This window comes from Shimazuella alba (assembly GCF_009831235.1).
GTDB classification, from domain to species: domain Bacteria; phylum Bacillota; class Bacilli; order Thermoactinomycetales; family Thermoactinomycetaceae; genus Shimazuella; species Shimazuella alba.
Genome location: NZ_WUUL01000015.1, coordinates 1 through 15658, shown reverse-complemented (window position 1 = coordinate 15658; position 15658 = coordinate 1). Strand labels below are relative to the sequence as shown.

Annotated in this window: 19 protein-coding genes; 11 read left to right on the top strand and 8 right to left on the bottom strand. The window is 37.0% G+C overall.

What is annotated here, in order from left to right:
• Positions 1-195: 195 nt before the first annotated feature.
• Positions 196-1713: a peptide ABC transporter substrate-binding protein gene (locus GSM42_RS17555; RefSeq protein WP_160802845.1), complete on the top strand. Its 1518-nt coding sequence runs from the start codon at positions 196-198 to the stop codon at positions 1711-1713.
• A 16-nt stretch (positions 1714-1729) separates the two neighbouring features.
• Here the strand turns inward: GSM42_RS17555 and GSM42_RS17550 are convergent, their stop codons facing one another.
• On the bottom strand, positions 1730-1951 hold the full coding sequence (locus GSM42_RS17550; RefSeq protein WP_160802915.1) for a NifU family protein: 222 nt from the start codon (positions 1949-1951) through the stop codon (positions 1730-1732).
• 146 nt (positions 1952-2097) lie between these two features.
• Between GSM42_RS17550 and GSM42_RS17545 the strand changes: the two genes are divergently transcribed.
• The 5 genes from GSM42_RS17545 to GSM42_RS20830 all read left to right on the top strand — a co-directional run bounded on the left by GSM42_RS17545 (position 2098) and on the right by GSM42_RS20830 (position 5565).
• A complete protein-coding gene (locus GSM42_RS17545) occupies positions 2098-3018 on the top strand; it encodes a PLP-dependent cysteine synthase family protein (protein ID WP_160802844.1) in 921 nt (306 codons plus the stop codon).
• 1 nt (position 3019) lies between these two features.
• Positions 3020-4150 (top strand): bifunctional cystathionine gamma-lyase/homocysteine desulfhydrase, encoded by a 1131-nt coding sequence (locus GSM42_RS17540; RefSeq protein ID WP_160802843.1) that lies wholly within the window; start codon positions 3020-3022, stop codon positions 4148-4150.
• A 17-nt stretch (positions 4151-4167) separates the two neighbouring features.
• A complete protein-coding gene (locus GSM42_RS17535) occupies positions 4168-4497 on the top strand; it encodes a DUF1462 family protein (protein ID WP_160802842.1) in 330 nt (109 codons plus the stop codon).
• Positions 4498-4504: 7 nt separating this feature from the next.
• Positions 4505-4720: a DUF1450 domain-containing protein gene (locus GSM42_RS17530; protein WP_420821011.1), complete on the top strand. Its 216-nt coding sequence runs from the start codon at positions 4505-4507 to the stop codon at positions 4718-4720.
• 515 nt (positions 4721-5235) lie between these two features.
• Positions 5236-5565: a hypothetical protein gene (locus GSM42_RS20830; RefSeq protein WP_237446691.1), complete on the top strand. Its 330-nt coding sequence runs from the start codon at positions 5236-5238 to the stop codon at positions 5563-5565.
• 33 nt (positions 5566-5598) lie between these two features.
• Here GSM42_RS20830 and mqnE read toward each other — a convergent pair whose 3' ends face one another.
• Genes mqnE through GSM42_RS17510 form a run of 3 tightly spaced genes read right to left on the bottom strand, consistent with a single transcriptional unit; the run spans position 5599 to position 8262 of the window.
• The gene (gene mqnE, locus GSM42_RS17520) at positions 5599-6672 is read right to left on the bottom strand and encodes an aminofutalosine synthase MqnE (protein WP_160802839.1); all 1074 of its coding nucleotides are present in this window, start codon (positions 6670-6672) and stop codon (positions 5599-5601) included.
• A gap of 31 nt (positions 6673-6703) precedes the next feature.
• A complete protein-coding gene (locus GSM42_RS17515; RefSeq protein WP_160802838.1) occupies positions 6704-7534 on the bottom strand; it encodes a 1,4-dihydroxy-6-naphtoate synthase in 831 nt (276 codons plus the stop codon).
• Positions 7531-8262: a futalosine hydrolase gene (locus GSM42_RS17510; protein WP_160802837.1), complete on the bottom strand. Its 732-nt coding sequence runs from the start codon at positions 8260-8262 to the stop codon at positions 7531-7533. Before GSM42_RS17510 ends, GSM42_RS17515 begins: the two co-directional genes overlap by 4 nt.
• A gap of 324 nt (positions 8263-8586) precedes the next feature.
• Between GSM42_RS17510 and GSM42_RS17505 the strand changes: the two genes are divergently transcribed.
• Positions 8587-8826: an aspartyl-phosphate phosphatase Spo0E family protein gene (locus GSM42_RS17505; RefSeq protein WP_160802836.1), complete on the top strand. Its 240-nt coding sequence runs from the start codon at positions 8587-8589 to the stop codon at positions 8824-8826.
• Positions 8827-8875: 49 nt separating this feature from the next.
• The gene (locus GSM42_RS17500; protein ID WP_160802835.1) at positions 8876-9235 is read left to right on the top strand and encodes a HesB/IscA family protein; all 360 of its coding nucleotides are present in this window, start codon (positions 8876-8878) and stop codon (positions 9233-9235) included.
• A gap of 33 nt (positions 9236-9268) precedes the next feature.
• Here GSM42_RS17500 and GSM42_RS17495 read toward each other — a convergent pair whose 3' ends face one another.
• Complete coding sequence (locus tag GSM42_RS17495) at positions 9269-9529, bottom strand: hypothetical protein (RefSeq protein WP_160802834.1); 261 nt, start codon at positions 9527-9529, stop codon at positions 9269-9271.
• A 262-nt stretch (positions 9530-9791) separates the two neighbouring features.
• Here GSM42_RS17495 and GSM42_RS17490 point away from each other — a divergent pair, with 262 nt between their 5' ends.
• Complete coding sequence (locus GSM42_RS17490) at positions 9792-10988, top strand: NAD(P)/FAD-dependent oxidoreductase (RefSeq protein WP_160802833.1); 1197 nt, start codon at positions 9792-9794, stop codon at positions 10986-10988.
• Between the two features lie 203 nt (positions 10989-11191).
• Positions 11192-11473 carry a YuiB family protein gene (locus GSM42_RS17485; RefSeq protein WP_237446690.1) on the top strand — a complete coding sequence of 94 codons (282 nt, stop codon included), beginning with the start codon at positions 11192-11194 and terminating at the stop codon, positions 11471-11473.
• On the opposite strand, the gene GSM42_RS17480 is transcribed toward GSM42_RS17485, so the two are convergent.
• The 3 genes from GSM42_RS17480 to GSM42_RS17470 form a co-directional block, all read right to left on the bottom strand.
• Positions 11470-11943: a divergent PAP2 family protein gene (locus GSM42_RS17480; RefSeq protein ID WP_160802832.1), complete on the bottom strand. Its 474-nt coding sequence runs from the start codon at positions 11941-11943 to the stop codon at positions 11470-11472. The genes GSM42_RS17485 and GSM42_RS17480 overlap by 4 nt on opposite strands.
• Before the next feature lie 106 nt (positions 11944-12049).
• A complete protein-coding gene (locus GSM42_RS17475) occupies positions 12050-12700 on the bottom strand; it encodes a hypothetical protein (protein ID WP_160802831.1) in 651 nt (216 codons plus the stop codon).
• Positions 12701-12853: 153 nt separating this feature from the next.
• Positions 12854-13894, bottom strand: a complete 1041-nt coding sequence (locus GSM42_RS17470; protein WP_160802830.1) for a peptidoglycan recognition protein family protein — start codon at positions 13892-13894, stop codon at positions 12854-12856.
• 194 nt (positions 13895-14088) lie between these two features.
• Here GSM42_RS17470 and GSM42_RS17465 point away from each other — a divergent pair, with 194 nt between their 5' ends.
• Entirely contained in the window at positions 14089-15474 is a 1386-nt protein-coding gene (locus GSM42_RS17465) for an amino acid permease (RefSeq protein WP_237446689.1), read from the top strand.
• Positions 15475-15658 lie beyond the last annotated feature (184 nt).

Sequence of the window (15658 nt, the reverse complement as noted above, 5' to 3'; positions counted from 1 at the left end):
CTTTTGTTCGTCTATAATGAAAATAATAAAATTCACAAAGGAGGCACAATTTTGTATATCAGGAAGAGGTGGCTATATCTTTCGTTAGCAATTTTGATTGTCGTTGCCGGGGGATATGTGTACATCAATTTTTTTCAAGAAGATGAGGCAGATGAAGTCTGTTGTGCAAAACACGAACTAACCCCTCCAAAAGTTTTGACGATTACCGAATCAACTCCTATCCCCATTTTGGATAGTTCCAAAGCGAATCAGCAAATTACATATAATATTTTAAATCAAGTACAAGAAGGCTTGATGAGACTAGGTCCTAATGCTAAGCCAGTTCCTGGTTTAGCAGAATCGTATCAAGTAAGTCCTGATTATCGCACATATACCTTTATCATTCGAAAAAATGCTGTTTGGAGCGATGGCAAAGCTGTTACCGCCCATGATTTTAAATTCGCATGGGAACGTGCTCTTTCGCCAGCAAACGAGTATGAATATTCGTTTTTATTTTATCCAATACACAATGCAGAATCTTATTCCAATGGAGAAGTACATTCAGATCAGATCGGTATAACAGCAACAGATGATAGACACTTAACCATCAAATTGGATAAACCAGATCCCAATTTTTTAAGTCTCGTGACACTTACCCCATTTTTGCCATTACGAAGTGATTTGATTGAAAAATATGGAGAGGGATATGCATCTTCAGCCGAAAAGATGAGCTTTACAGGTCCCTTCAAGTTAACAGCATATAATCCCCAAAGTGCAGGTTTGGTGAAAAATGATCTTTATTGGGATGCTAATGCTATTAAATTGTCACAAGCAATTATAAACGTTGAAGTAGATCAAAAGAAAAGGATAAGTTTGTATAAATCTGAATTAATGGCTATGTCTAAAACTTTTTCATCTTATTCTAATGGTATGAAAAGTAAAGATATGAAACTCTCTCCAAAAGCTATTTCTAATTATATTGTAATGAATCAAAACAAAGAAATTTTTTCGAATGCTAAGATTAGAAAAGCTATACAGATAGCCATTAATAATAAAGAAATCTCATCTGATTTTAAAGGTGAAACAACCCCAATCAATAGTCTGGTTCCACCTGTATTAATAACAAGTAATCAAGAAATCTTTAGAACTAATATTTCATCCAGTTCACAAATTTCTAAAGCTAAAGAGATTTTAAATAAAGGATTGTCAGAATTAAAAATTGACAAGTTTCCACCTGTGAAACTTGTCACAACAGAAGGTGATGTACGATTAACTACGCAAGCTAACTTATTAAAGAGGCAGCTTTCTATGGTTGGTATAACTGTTAATATCTATAAGTATCCTGTAAAACAAAAAGGACGAATATTGTTGGACGGAGATTATGATTTATCTATCAATGAATGGTCGGCAGAATATCATGATCCAAGTATTTTCTTAATGATAGGACATTCAAGGGTAAAAGATAATATATCAGGATTCTCAGACCCACATTATGATTCACTTCTCGACAAAGCATCCCTTGAAGCGAATCCAACGAAACGGGATCAACTTCTCCAACAAGCGGAGCGATATCTTATTGAAGAGAAAGCTGTGGTTGTGCCACTTGTACATGTGAATGATCTAAGACTACAAAAAAGCTATGTAAAAAATGTGTTGTACCACCCTTTTGGAGCTGATTACACCCTAAAGTGGGCAACTTATCAGCCTCCTAAAAAAATAGCGGCGACCAAGTAGGTCGCCTGCTTTTTCTTTATAGTACTTGTTCTACTTCCCGTACCTCTGGAATTTCTTCCATCAATGCACGTTCAATCCCAGCTTTGAGGGTAATAGTGGAACTTGGGCAGCTACCGCATGCACCTAAAAGGCGAACACGAACGATTCCTTCTTCTACTTCGACTAGTTCCACATCTCCGCCATCACGTTGGATATATGGACGCAATTTATCTAAAATTTCTTGTACTTTCTCTTCCATCATTTTTATTCTCCTTCCTGGTGTTAAAATATATCATTGCTATTGTATGCCTTCTTTGCAAAGAAAGCAATGTGGTAAATGTATTGTAATTCCTGTTAAAATAAGAATACGTTTTTTAGGTTATGATCAAGGGAGTAGAAAATGTAATGGGCATAATTTACGAAGGTATTCATGATTTGATTGGAAATACACCAATTATGAGGTTAAAATCATTCTCATCTCATGCGAATATACTGGCAAAACTTGAATTTTTTAACCCCGGAGGAAGTGTAAAGGATAGACTTGGGGTTGCTTTGATCAAAGAGGGTGAACGTACAGGGAAGCTAAAGCCAGAAGGTACCGTGATAGAACCAACAGCTGGTAATACTGGAATAGGGCTTGCTTTAGCTGCGATTGGTACTTCTTATCGTGTGATTTGTGTTGTTCCTTCAAAGTTTTCCATGGAAAAACAAGAAACGATGAGAGCCCTTGGTGCAACTGTGATTAATACTCCCACAGATGAAGGAATCAAAGGAGCTATTGCGAAGGCAAACTCATTGGCTGAGGAAATTCCTAATAGTTATGTTCCACAGCAATTTCATAATCCCGCAAACCCTATTGTTCATTATGAAACCACTGGGCCGGAGATCTGGGAACAAACAGGTGGAAAGGTTGATATTTTTGTTGCTGGAGCTGGATCATCTGGTACATATATGGGAGCTGCACGTTATTTAAAAGAACAAAACCCCAATATCCGCTGTGTTATTGTAGAACCACAAGGTTCCATCATCGGTGGTGGTCGATCAGGTCCACATAAAACTGAAGGTATCGGAATGGAATTTTTTCCACCGTTTTTTGAGCATTCTTATATAGATGAAGTTTATACGGTTGAAGATGTAAATTCTTTTGCAATGGTGAATAAATTAGCAGAACAAGAAGGTCTGCTAGTAGGTAGTTCTGCTGGTGCTGCATGTTATGCTGCTGTCCAAGAAGAATCAAATGCAGCCAAGAACGCTAACATTGTGGTACTATTTGCAGATGGAAGTGATCGTTACCTCAGTAAAAAAATCTTTCAAGGAGGAGAATAAAATGAAAATCGATACAAAATTGATTCACGGAAGTCACTTAATAGATGAGCAAACAGGTGCTGTGAGTATCCCAATTTACCAAGTATCCACATACAAACAAGACGAGGTAGGAAAACATCGAGGGTTTGAATATTCTCGTACGGGAAATCCGACTCGTCAAGCTTTGGAAGATTATATTGCAGCACTGGAGAATGGAGCAAGAGGTCTTGCTTTTTCATCTGGTATGTCAGCGACTGGAACCGTATTATCCTTATTTGAACAAGGGGACCATATTATTTGCAGCGATGATGTTTATGGTGGAACCTTCCGGATTATGGATAAGGTATTTACCCGTTTTGGACTTCAAGTCTCGTATGTGAATACGAGTGATCTCTCAGCGGTGGAACATGCCTTTCAAACCAATACAAAGGCTCTTTTTGTCGAAACTCCGACTAATCCGCTCTTAAAAGTATCCGATATTTCGGCATTGGGTAAATTGGCAAAGTCGAAAAACGCAACTTTTATCGTGGATAATACATTTTACACGCCATATTGGCAAAATCCACTGGATTTAGGTGCTGATATTGTTGTTCACAGTGCAACGAAGTACTTAGGTGGTCATAGCGACGTTGTAGCGGGTTTAGTCGTAACCAAAGAGGCAGAACTCGGAGAGAAGCTTCACTTTTTCCAAAACGCGATTGGCGGAGTACTTGGACCTCAAGATTCATGGTTGTTGATGCGCGGTATGAAGACATTGGGTCTGAGAATGAAACAACATGAATTTGGAGCAAATAAAATAGCAGAATGGCTAAGCACCAAAGTAGAAAAAGTATATTATCCTGGGTTGCAGTCTCATCCAAATCATGATATTGCTAAAAAACAAGCACGAGGTTTTGGTGGCATGATATCATTTGATGTGGGAGACGGTGAAAAAGCTGCGAATGCTTTAACCAAGGTTAAATATTTTACGCTTGCGGAAAGTCTTGGTGCAGTAGAAAGTTTAATATCTATCCCGGCTAAGATGACCCATGCTTCTATTCCTCCTGAGACGAGAGCGAAGCTTGGGATTACAGATGGACTTATCCGAATCTCCGTTGGGATTGAAGATGTGGAAGACTTGATAAATGACTTAGAAAAAGCTATCTTTGCATAAAAGAAGGTTATAATATCATGATAGATTTATATGTTTATGGTGCAGAACAAATATGTCCTAGTTGTGTATCTTTTCCATCTTCCCAAGAGACAGCTTCTTGGTTGAAACATGCGCTAAATCGTAAATATGGGGAACAGGTAGCTGTTCACTATGTTGATATTTATTCTCCAGTAGGAGAAGATCAAGTAAATTTTGCAAAGCGAGTACAAGAAGAAGATTTATGGTATCCTGTGGTAGTAATACAAGATGAGGTAATTGCAGAAGGCAATCCTAAATTAAAAACTATCTGTGATAGACTGGAAACATTAGGGTTAGGAAAAGTGATTGATCATGAGGCCACTGATTGAGTTTTGTGTGAACAATTTAACTTCGGATGTATTGGAAATCAAAGCAAAGCTAGAAAGTAATCTTGATTTCGATGTGTTGGAATATGGATGTTTAGGCAATTGCGGTTTATGTGCTAGAGCTCCGTATGCTTTGGTAAATGGCGAATTAATTACAGCTGAGACAGCCGAAGAGCTATATAAAAAAATACTGCAAGCATGTGAAGAAATGGAATTTCGCTTTTAAAATAATCCCTTGGTCCTAATGACCAAGGGATTATTTCTAGGTCTTACAAAAAACTTTACTGCACGAGTACCATCTTCAAATCGGATACCTGCTTATGTATGTTAGGATGTAAATAGATAACAGAAAAGGAGTAGGTAAGAAGATGAGTCGCAGGGAATCGATTATCATGCTTGCATGTGTTTTGGGGTGTAGCAATCTTTTTATTTCAAGTGTTAACTTGGTGGAAAGCTCATATCTTTTTTACCAATACTGATCACTACTTTTCATCAGGCAATTATTCTTTTGTTTTTATGATAATTTTCATCATTTTACTTTTAATAAGTAGTTTTATTTTTTTTATAAAGCAGAAAAGGATATATGCGTTAATTCCAGTTGTTCTTTTAGTTCTAGTTTCTTTTACCTATCTAACCAATTACACTGTCATTAAAGATAAGGGATGGGAGTCTTATTTATTTTTTATCAGGACAGACAAAGTTAGTTGGGAAGAAATTGATAAAATTGAAACGAATTACCAAATGAACACAACAAGAGGTACCTTTTCTCCCTCGTTTTCCGTTACTACCGCAAAAGATAAAGAGTCTATTGATGTAGGGAAATGGGGAAATATTATTACGAGTAAACCTGAGATATGGGATTTTTCTGCTAGTGGTTGGGTATCTGGAGAAGAGGGAGTTATTCTTCGCTTGAGAGAAGTAAAAATGATGGAGTTTATTTACCAGCATGCACCTGACAAATTAGATTGTGTACAACGCGAATTTGAGACGGAAAAGCCTAATAAGCAAATAGAAGCTTGGGAGATATTCGCTAAAAACTTTGTTGAACCAGAGATTTGTGAGTTTAAGTAAGGTAAAAGGCACCTGAATTTAGGTGCCTTTCTTTTATGCATACACTTTTATTTCATTGTAGAAGGTGTCTCGCTCAACAGGAATCCGGTTTGCCCCTTGGATCATCCATTTTAGTTCATCACGTGTAATACCTGATTGAGTCAAAGCACCTACTGCGTGGCTAATTCGTTCTTCTACTAGTGTCCCATGAATATCAGATGCTCCAAAGTGGGTAGCAAGCTGAGTTAGTTGTGGTCCTATATTGATCCAATATGCTTTAATATGTGGGAAATTATCCAACATCAAGCGACTTATTGCAATTGTTCGCATATCATCCATTGCAGATGTACGTCGTTTAAGGGAGGCAGATGTTTGTCTAGGTTGCATAGCAAGTGGAATAAACACCATGAAACCATTTGTTTCATCTTGTAATTCACGCACTCGCATCATATGAATCAGTCTTTCTTCTAGGCTTTCGATAGAGCCGTACAGCATAGTAGCATGTGTTTTTAGTCCAAGTGAGTGAGCAATACGATGTGCTTCTAGCCATCCATCTGTACTTGCTTTGTCAGGACTCATTTTAGCCCGGTATCGTTCCGTTAATATCTCGGCGCCACCACCTGGAAGGGTATCTAGGCCAGCATCAATTAATTCACGCAAAATTGTTTCAGGTGATCGACCTGCGATTTGAGCAAAAAACTGTATCTCTGCTCCTGTATAAGCTTTGATCGTGATATCAGGATAATTTTTCTTTAGGATAGAAATAGTATTCAAATAATAATCAAAAGGAACTGTATGGTTATGACCACCAACAATATGGAATTCTCTTGTACCTTTGGTGATACGAGTTTCGACATAATGTAATAATTCATCTGTTGACATGGTGTATGCGCCATCTTCATCAGGATCTCGGCGAAAACCACAAAATGCACACTTTGCTTCACAAACGTTAGTGGGATTAATATAGAGATTTTCAATAAAATATACTTTGTTGCCGTTTTTCTTCAAGTTTACCTCATTAGCTAGCGATGCTACTTGAAGGAGGTCAGGTGACTTGTAAAGGGCTAAACCATCTTCTAAAGTTAATCTTTCTCCTGCTCTGATTTTTTCCGTTATTTCTTGTAACATAATTTTTTCTCCTCTCTCTTTTTCTAACTATTTATTTGAGCAAAATAGATGAGAGATCAATTGGGGGAATCAAATTTTGTTCCCTCGCACGATCTAATAAAGCGTACACAGCATTATACCCTTCTTCTCCCAAGTCCATAGAAAATGAATTGACGTATAACTGAATATGCTCTTGAGCAATGTTCCAATCAAGCTCTTGTGCATGTTCCATGACATAGGCTCGAGATGCTATTGGGTGTTCCCAAGCATGCGCGAGGGAAGCTCTAATCCAATTGGATATATCTTGAAAATTGAGCGATTTTTTCGCAATAATTGCTCCAAGTGGAATAGGAAGGGAAGTATCTTTTTCCCACCAATCTCCTAAGTCAACGACTAATTGGAGTCCATAAGAAGGATACGTAAATCTGGCTTCATGAATGACTAAACCTGCATCTATCTTACCATCACGAATAGCTGGCATAATTTCATGAAAAGGTAGTACACAGATCTCCTCCACACCTTCAGGCACATTTTGTGCAATCCATAAACGGAAGAGCAAATATGCAGTCGAACGTTCGCTAGGAACGGCAATCCTTTTTTTACCTATCGACTTGGATGCATGCTTTGCAGTGAGAATTAATGGACCGCAACCGCGTCCTAATGCACCGCCACATGGCAGTAATCCATAACTTTCATCAGCCCAAGGAAGTGCAGCATAAGAAATTTTCATTATATCTGGTCCATCGGATTGCTCAGCTAATTTGTTTGTTATATCAATATCTGCATATGTTACGTTTACTTTTGGAGTATTGGGCAAGTACCCATTTACCCATGCATGAAAGATAAATGTATCATTAGGACAAGGTGAAAAAACGATATTCATGGTTTACCTGCTTCTTTCTGTAGGATGATTTTCCACGCATTAGTAAAGTCTTTCATGATAGAACCCAGCTTTGTTAATTCATCAAGCGCTTCTCTTATCCGCCACTTTGATTTGTCTCTTGGACCAATGTGATTTGATATCGCTCGTATTTCCATTGACGGAATGTTATAGCTGTGAGCAGCAGAAGCAACACCAAATCCTTCCATAGCTTCTGCGACTGCATATGGAAAACGATTTGCTAACTGGTTGCAAGTATTATCTGTTCCAGTAACCGTTGATAAAGTCAAAATAGAGCCTATCATCACGTCACCATATGTCTGACTAAAACTGGTTTTCATGCAATCAATCGCAGATGTGGGAGAAGAAACACAAGTAGTCCCGAGTTGTAAATCCTCCAATGATAAAAAGCCATCTGGTGACTGCGCTCCTAAATCAGCAGCGATAATCTTATCGGCAATAACCAATGACCCTATCGAGGTATGTGTGGCAAAACCTCCAGCGATGCCTGCACATATAACAAGATCATATTTTGTATTTGCTATGTGTTTGGCTGTTTCTACAGCAGCTGATATGGGACCTACTCCAACTATCTTTACATCAACATACGATAGATTACCCAGACCTTTTTCTATCGCATTTTTTTCTGCCTCGACAGAAGTAACAATCAGTATGTGTATATTTGTATTTATGGGATTGATGGAGGTATCTACAAGCCTTTCTTGTATCATTTCTCTCTCCTTTTACATTTCCTTAGAAAGAAATAATTTTCGAGTTCCTAAATAAATAATAAAACAACTCTACACCAAAATGATAAGTTGCTTCACTCATTTAATCACGTTCATTTTATCACAAAGTTATAAACCTACCTATCCCTAAATAACATGATAGGAAGAGACTAAATTTGATTATGTAGATATTTGTCAGAGTTTTTATCGATTAAAACATACAAAAAGAAACAAAGATGAAAAAAATGTAAAAAAATAGCTTACAAAATCCGTCTTAACATGTATACTAAAAATTGGTAGCAGATAAAGAATGAAGGAGGGCTTAAGATGGGAGCGTGGGATTTAGAAGAGCGCATAGAAACATTGCGTGTAAAGATGGTTGAGTCTGCATTGCTTTTAGGGATTGGTCATCCTGCAGTGTATGAATTAAGTGTCGAACTGGATAATCTTCATAATGAATGGCAAAAAAATTGGCAGCAATCCAAACAAGATCGAAACTATATGCGTACTCACCCAAAACATCAGATAAGAGAGTCCTTGGATGAAAAATACCGTACTGTGGTTTGAAGTATGGTAAACTAATAGGTATCAACAGTCACAATTGGAGTGATGGAAGATGATTACCTTAACAGAACAAGCAGCATTTAAAGTAAAAGAAATGCTTCAAGAAACGGAAAATCCCGAAAAGCAGTATCTCCGTGTTGGTGTACAGCATGGTGGATGTAGTGGATTTTCTTATTTGATGGGCTTTGATGAAGATAAGTCAACAAATGATTTAGAACTTGAACAGCATGGCGTTCGAGTACTCATAGATGACGAAAGTCAGAGATTGATGAAAGGTACTGTTGTCGATTACAAAGAATCATTGATGGGTGGAGGATTTCAAATAGACAATCCAAATGCATCAGCCACCTGTGGATGTGGTTCTTCCTTCCGTACTGCGGTAGATGAAGGTAAACCAGATACCGATTGCTAGTAGTATACATCCCTCTTCTAGGAGAGGGATGTTTTATGTTTCTTGTTCTGAGATGAAGTCGATTTTATCAAAGCCACAGTTAGGGCAGTATACTTCATGTGGACATTTGTGGGTTTGATTATCTATCCAACCATCGTTTTGTTTCATATCATCAATTGGGCGATACGGGCTATAATCTGCTAATAAAAATGAGGCTGGTCCATAATCTACCATTTGTTGGTGACATTTGGGACAGTTTTCTGTATAAGTGGTAAAACCATTGCATAGCGGACATTGATAGGACTTTTGGTTCATTTTTAATCATCCTGTTTTTACCTTTAGCATAAGAAAATTCGCTGAAATTCATGCATGATCACAATAAGAAAGTTATAGAATAAGTATTGTATTCCAGAAATCTCTTGTAAAAAGTTCGTGAAATACATATCATAATATTGTTAGCGTTTTGGGAAAACCTAAGGAGTTACCTCCAGTAAGATTGTGATCTCTCACACATAGTGTATCGATTGATCATAAGAAGTAAGTAAATACAATGAAATTAGATGGAAGTGATGACAAAATGAAAGTACCTAAAATACTTATTTTAGGCGCCGGTTATGGTGGACTGATGACAGCAAAAGGTCTACAAAAGCATCTGCGTCCTGGAGAAGCAGAAGTAACATTAGTAAACCAAAATTCCTACCACTACATTACAACAAAATTACATGAGCCAGCAGCAGGCACGTCCCATCATGATCATGCAAGACTCTCTATTTTATCTGTTATTCATCCACATCGTGTTAACTTTATTCAGGATCAAGTAACATCTATTAATACCGAAACAAAAGAAGTTACTTTAAAGGATCAATCAGAGCCATTATCTTATGATTATCTTGTCATCGGCTTAGGTAGTGCTCCAGAAACTTTTGGTATCAAAGGGTTATTAGAAAATGCTTTTTTCATTAGAAGTATTGATAGTGTACGTATGATTCGCGAACATATGGAATACATGTTTTCTCGATATGCTGAAGAGAAAAAAGATGAGCTTATTACCATCGTGGTAGGTGGTGCTGGGTTTACGGGGATTGAATATGTTGGCGAATTGGTAGACCGTATGCCAGAACTTTGCCGTGAATATGATATTCCTTTAGAAAAAGTAAGAATTGTAAACGTGGAAGCAGCACCAACAGTTCTACCTGGTTTTGATTCCGATTTAGTCAGCTATGCTACGGATTACTTAAAGAATAAGGGTGTCGAATTCCATATCAATACTCCTATTGCAGAATGTACACATGAAGGTGTAATTCTAAAAGGTGGAGAAGAAATCAAAGCGGCCACTGTTGTTTGGACTGGTGGCGTAAGAGGAAATAAAATAGTAGAAGATGCTGGTATTGAAACGATGCGCGGACGTGTAAAAGTAGATGGACAACTACGCGCTCCAGGACATGAAGAAATTTTTATTATTGGAGATAGCTCTCTTGTGTTCCCTAGTGAAAATGAACGTCCATATCCACCAACAGCGCAAATCGCGACTCAACAAGGTCAGTTCTTAGGTAAAAACTTGGTTTCCTTAATTAGAGATGGAAAAATGGATACTTTTGCATATCATGCAAAAGGTACTGTTGCCTCATTAGGAAGAAAAGAAGCAATCGGTATTGTGGGGAAAAACAGCAAATTAATGGGTATGAAAGCATCACTTATGAAAAAAATAATCGAACTTCGTTGGTTATATCTACTGGGTGGAATTTCGCTTGTCTTACGTAAAGGAAAATTTTAGTATTCATATTTTGACTTTTAAGGTGTAATGAATCGGTCTATTTATGTCATTGTTGATAAGTTGTATGAATGTTTTTAGATACTAAAAAAGAGCAATCCGCCTTACCTTAGGATTGCTCTTTTGCTTCGTGATATACATCAGGCATTGACCGTTTGTTACATTTTTTGTACCATAAAGGCAACTTGTGGAAGGAGATAATTCCAATGACAATGTTAGCAGTGCCACCTATTAGCCTTGTTCAGCTAATTATTTCTGTCCCGTTACTGCTGGTTTTCTTTTTTGGGATAGGATTTATTTTAAATATGATTTTAAAAACCACTTGGTTACCTATTTATTTATTTCTTGCTTTAATTATTTATTTTGCATTTAAAGTAAACACGGTACATGTTGCAGATATTACATGGTTAGTTGCTAGTTTAGTTGGTGTTGTCGGTAGTGGTTTAACCATACGTTTTTTACGGGCAAACGGCTATCGAATGTTTTAATACCAAAAATAGTAATTAATGATAGCGACGATAACTCCAAACCAAAGACCTACAAAAACCTCAATCGGTTTATGACCTAATATCTCTTTTAATTTTTCCCTTGTTTCAGCAGGGGATTTTTCTTTTGCTTCACTTAGAAGTTTTGTCATATCTTCTACTAAACGGTTTAATACTTGGGCATGAACACCAGCTTGACGTCTTACACCTGTTGCATCATACATGACAACAATACTTAAAATAGTGGCAATTGCAAATGTTTCAGAATCCCATCCTTGAGTTAAACCAATCGCAATTGACAAAGAACTAACAGCAGAGGTGTGTCCACTTGGCATTCCGCCAGAGTGATAAATCCAGATCCAATCCCATTTTCCTGTCATAGACAGGTTCCATAAGATTTTTAAAAACTGTGCGAGTAGGATCGCTAATACCGAGGTCCATAATGGAAAATTTGCAAGTAAATCACTTACCATGAATTTAGAGGCCTGCCTTTCAAATACAACTATACACTTCTTCTTATTCTCTCATATTCGGGATAAGAAAAACCAGCTTTCATTTAGAAAGCTGGGATTGAAAATATTAGAAAGAAATGTTTTCTTTTACTTTACGATTGAAATCCTCTTGATTCAGTGTTGTCCAAGAATTATTGAATGCATCAATTTCTTTGTTGAATTTATCGACTAAGGTTCCTTCTTTATCAGAGTATTGCTGATATTGAGTTGTATCTGGTGTATTGCCTTGTGAAAGGGAAACATAGACAGTTTTATAGGAATCAATTAGACTTTGAAAATTATTGATATAGTCAACTTGTGATTGTGTTGCTTGTTTAAAGTCTTGTAAGTATTTGGTAGCACGAGATTTTGCTTCTTCATTTTTTAACTCATTTGCTTTTTGTTCAACTGCAGGGATTTCAGCAAGTAGCGAATCTACATTTTTCTTATATGTAGCTAAATCATTGTTGGCTTTGTCGATATCAGCCATTAATGTGTTGTACTGATCACTACTCATCGTAGATCCTTGATTCATTGCTTGTGTGATTTGAGTACCAGTATCATATGCTTTATTGAAATCATTGATCAAAGTACGTTGATCGCCCATATTTTTGTCATGGTGATCCATTAATTTGTCCATTTGATCCATCAATTCTTTTTTTGTTCCAGAATCTGCCAAAAGAGAGCAGCCAGAAAGTAATAAAAGGCAACTAAAAATAATAAGAGCTTTTTTAAACATAATGTTATAGACTCCTTTAAAATTTGTAGTGAAACTAGTGACTATTGTAACAAACTATGTGAAAAATTCAAGAAGAACAGAGTGGAAATGGCAAAATAACGAATGAAAAGTTATATTTTCTAATCAAATAAAACAACCCATATCTGGGTTGTTTCACTCACCTGGGAAAAGTGCACTCCATGTCTGTTGATCCACCACCCCTGTTATAGCTAGACCTTTTCCGTCTTCTACAGGTCTGCCGTTCTCATCATGGTTTGTTTGCCAAATTCTTACAGCTTCATCTGTTACTTCACCAAAATATCCAGTAGTTGGAACATTCAGTCGTTTTTGAAGACGTGACACATCTACACCTCTTTGTAATGGTGTGACATATTGCAGTTTACGATGATAGAAGCGATTGTTATCTTTCTTAGAGATATGCTGAAATAGAGCATCCCATACCCCATAGTAAACTCTGCCAGTATCTCTCATGTCATGAGTTTGTTGCCACTGAATTACTGCATCACGAGTATTTGGTCCAAAAAGATGATCTTGGGTTATTTGTAATCGTTCTTGAAGAGCTAGTACATCATTTCCTTTTAGCATGGGTACTTTATAGGATAGTGGTCGATTGTAAAGCTTGTGATTAGCAACTTTTATAACATAGTCATCTTCTGGAACAGGAAGCTGGGTTTTCTCTCTGACTAAATTTAAAAACCAAGCTTTATTTACTCCTGTACCTGGGCAACTTTTGGGTGATTTACCATTTTGCAATAATTCTCGATGAAATAATATTTTTTTGCCCTTTTTGTCAAAATATCTGGCAATTTTAACTGCAGTTTCGAGCTGTTTTCCTTCTAACGTGTCGTTACCTTTATCAAAATCACCTATCATTTCAAACATAAAAGGGTGTTTGGCATTATTCTGGTTGTATCCAACTGCGGAGGCAGGGGTCAAATTTACGTTTCTTCCTGTCATGATTTTGCCGTCAGGAAATATCGTGATGTGTTGAGCAATAGTAGAGAAACCACGAGCTTTATGTGCTTTTTTCATCGTATCTTGTAACTTTTTGTGATTGTTTCCTTTAAAATTTTTGTGTTCTGGTCGATATGTGTGATGAACATGGCACCCATCTAAACTTGTAGATAAGTTATTCTGCATATACGATAAAAATGCTTCAGCATTGTCAAATAACAGTCCGTACGACCAAGCCATTTTGATTCTCCTCTCTAACATGGATTGGTAGTCCAATTATTTTTACTATATGCAGGTAAAAAGAATAGATAGAGTATATATACCCTAAAAGAAGTATTTTAGGCACTATATAATACAAAATTTAGAAAAATTAGAAATTATTTGCAGAAAACATAAAAAAATGTCATACTAAATTCGGAAGAATGGAGGTAATTATGGATAGCAATAACGAGTTGAAACGATCTATGAAAAGCAGGCATCTGTTTATGATTGCCTTAGGTGGAGTAATAGGAACTGGTTTTTTTAATGGCTCAGGTTACACCATTAGTCAAGCAGGACCAATAGGAGCAGTTTTATCTTATATCGTTGGTGGCATAGTTATGTATTTGGTTATGTTATGTCTTGGAGAATTAACCATAGCTAATCCATCATCTGGTTCATTTCAAGACTATGCAACCAGATTTATTGGACCTGGTACAGGGTTTATGGTTGGCTGGTTATATTGGTTTGGTTGGGCGGCAACAGTGGCATTAGAACTGTTAACTATTGGCGCTACGATGAAACGATGGTTTCCCTCCGTAGACATATGGGTATGGAGTTTACTTTTCGGAGTTATCTTGTTTTTAGTAAACGCTTTCTCTGCACGCAGTTTTGCTGAGACGGAATTTTGGTTTGCAATTATAAAAGTTTCCATGATTGTGCTCTTTATTTTAATTGGTGCGATAGCCATCTTCGGCATTATTCCATTACGTGGAGAGAGTGTTGGATTTAGTTATTTGGTAAAAGATGGAATTTTCCCGAATGGATTTGTACCTATTCTTATGACCATGATAGCGGTTAACTTTTCTTTCCAAGGAACAGAGCTGGTTGGGATTGCTGCAGGAGAAAGTGAAAATCCTAAGAAAACGCTTCCAAAGGCGATAAATCAAACTGTTTATCGGACCATCTTATTTTTTGGATTAGCTATAGCTGTCCTTGTCTGTTTGGTTCCATGGCAGCAAGCGGGTGTTGTAGAAAGTCCCTTTGTTGCTGCGATGGATAAAATAGGTATACCATATGCAGCAGATATCATGAACTTTGTTATTATCACTGCTTTATTATCTGTTGGTAATTCTGGTTTATTTGCAGCAACCCGAATATTGTATTCGTTATCGAAAAATGGCATGGCTCCAAAAATGCTAGGAAAAGTAACAAGTAGGGGAATACCGTTTTGGGCATTAGTAGGAAGTATGTTTGTTGCAGGTTTATCACTGCTTACTGCTAAATATGCTGCTGATACCGTTTATATGTGGATTCTTTCTATATCCGGTACAACAGCGGTAATCGCTTGGATGGCAATTGCTGCTTCTCAATACTTCTTCCGTCGGAAATACTTGGCCGAGGGAGGAAAGGTAACAGATTTATCTTTCCGGACACCACTATATCCCTTTGTTCCAATTGTAGCTTTCATTTTGAATGCGATCGTGATGCTGAGCCAAGTTTTAGATCCTGAAACAGCTTTATCTGTATATCTCGGTATTCCAGCAATTGTATTAATGTATATCATTTATTATGTGTTTGTCGATAAGAGAAGAAAGAGAAATCTTAACTTTGATAAATAAGTATGGGAAAAAGAAGATGCTACTTTTTCGAAGAGGTCTGTATGTGTAAAGACATTTATGAGGATCTGCACATAAAATTTTGGTTATAAAAAAACACTACTTTCCATAATGGAAAGTAGTGTCAGACCGAAGAAAAAGCACTTCTGAAATTCGTTTCAGAAGTGCTTTCGTATGGGAAAGGATA

What these genes read in the sequence shown, in the direction of transcription:
- GSM42_RS17510 (WP_160802837.1), bottom strand. Translation starts at nt 8,262, where the DNA reads ATGATACAAGAAAGGCTTGTAGATACCTCCATCAATCCCATAAATACA.
- GSM42_RS17540 (WP_160802843.1), top strand. Translation starts at nt 3,020, where the DNA reads ATGAAAATCGATACAAAATTGATTCACGGAAGTCACTTAATAGATGAG.
- GSM42_RS17505 (WP_160802836.1), top strand. Translation starts at nt 8,587, where the DNA reads ATGGGAGCGTGGGATTTAGAAGAGCGCATAGAAACATTGCGTGTAAAG.
- GSM42_RS17515 (WP_160802838.1), bottom strand. Translation starts at nt 7,534, where the DNA reads ATGAATATCGTTTTTTCACCTTGTCCTAATGATACATTTATCTTTCAT.
- GSM42_RS17480 (WP_160802832.1), bottom strand. Translation starts at nt 11,943, where the DNA reads ATGGTAAGTGATTTACTTGCAAATTTTCCATTATGGACCTCGGTATTA.
- GSM42_RS17490 (WP_160802833.1), top strand. Translation starts at nt 9,792, where the DNA reads ATGAAAGTACCTAAAATACTTATTTTAGGCGCCGGTTATGGTGGACTG.
- GSM42_RS17475 (WP_160802831.1), bottom strand. Translation starts at nt 12,700, where the DNA reads ATGTTTAAAAAAGCTCTTATTATTTTTAGTTGCCTTTTATTACTTTCT.
- GSM42_RS17550 (WP_160802915.1), bottom strand. Translation starts at nt 1,951, where the DNA reads ATGGAAGAGAAAGTACAAGAAATTTTAGATAAATTGCGTCCATATATC.
- GSM42_RS17470 (WP_160802830.1), bottom strand. Translation starts at nt 13,894, where the DNA reads ATGGCTTGGTCGTACGGACTGTTATTTGACAATGCTGAAGCATTTTTA.
- GSM42_RS20830 (WP_237446691.1), top strand. Translation starts at nt 5,236, where the DNA reads ATGAACACAACAAGAGGTACCTTTTCTCCCTCGTTTTCCGTTACTACC.
- mqnE (WP_160802839.1), bottom strand. Translation starts at nt 6,672, where the DNA reads ATGTTACAAGAAATAACGGAAAAAATCAGAGCAGGAGAAAGATTAACT.
- GSM42_RS17545 (WP_160802844.1), top strand. Translation starts at nt 2,098, where the DNA reads ATGGGCATAATTTACGAAGGTATTCATGATTTGATTGGAAATACACCA.
- GSM42_RS17535 (WP_160802842.1), top strand. Translation starts at nt 4,168, where the DNA reads ATGATAGATTTATATGTTTATGGTGCAGAACAAATATGTCCTAGTTGT.
- GSM42_RS17495 (WP_160802834.1), bottom strand. Translation starts at nt 9,529, where the DNA reads ATGAACCAAAAGTCCTATCAATGTCCGCTATGCAATGGTTTTACCACT.
- GSM42_RS17465 (WP_237446689.1), top strand. Translation starts at nt 14,089, where the DNA reads ATGGATAGCAATAACGAGTTGAAACGATCTATGAAAAGCAGGCATCTG.
- GSM42_RS17500 (WP_160802835.1), top strand. Translation starts at nt 8,876, where the DNA reads ATGATTACCTTAACAGAACAAGCAGCATTTAAAGTAAAAGAAATGCTT.
- GSM42_RS17485 (WP_237446690.1), top strand. Translation starts at nt 11,192, where the DNA reads ATGACAATGTTAGCAGTGCCACCTATTAGCCTTGTTCAGCTAATTATT.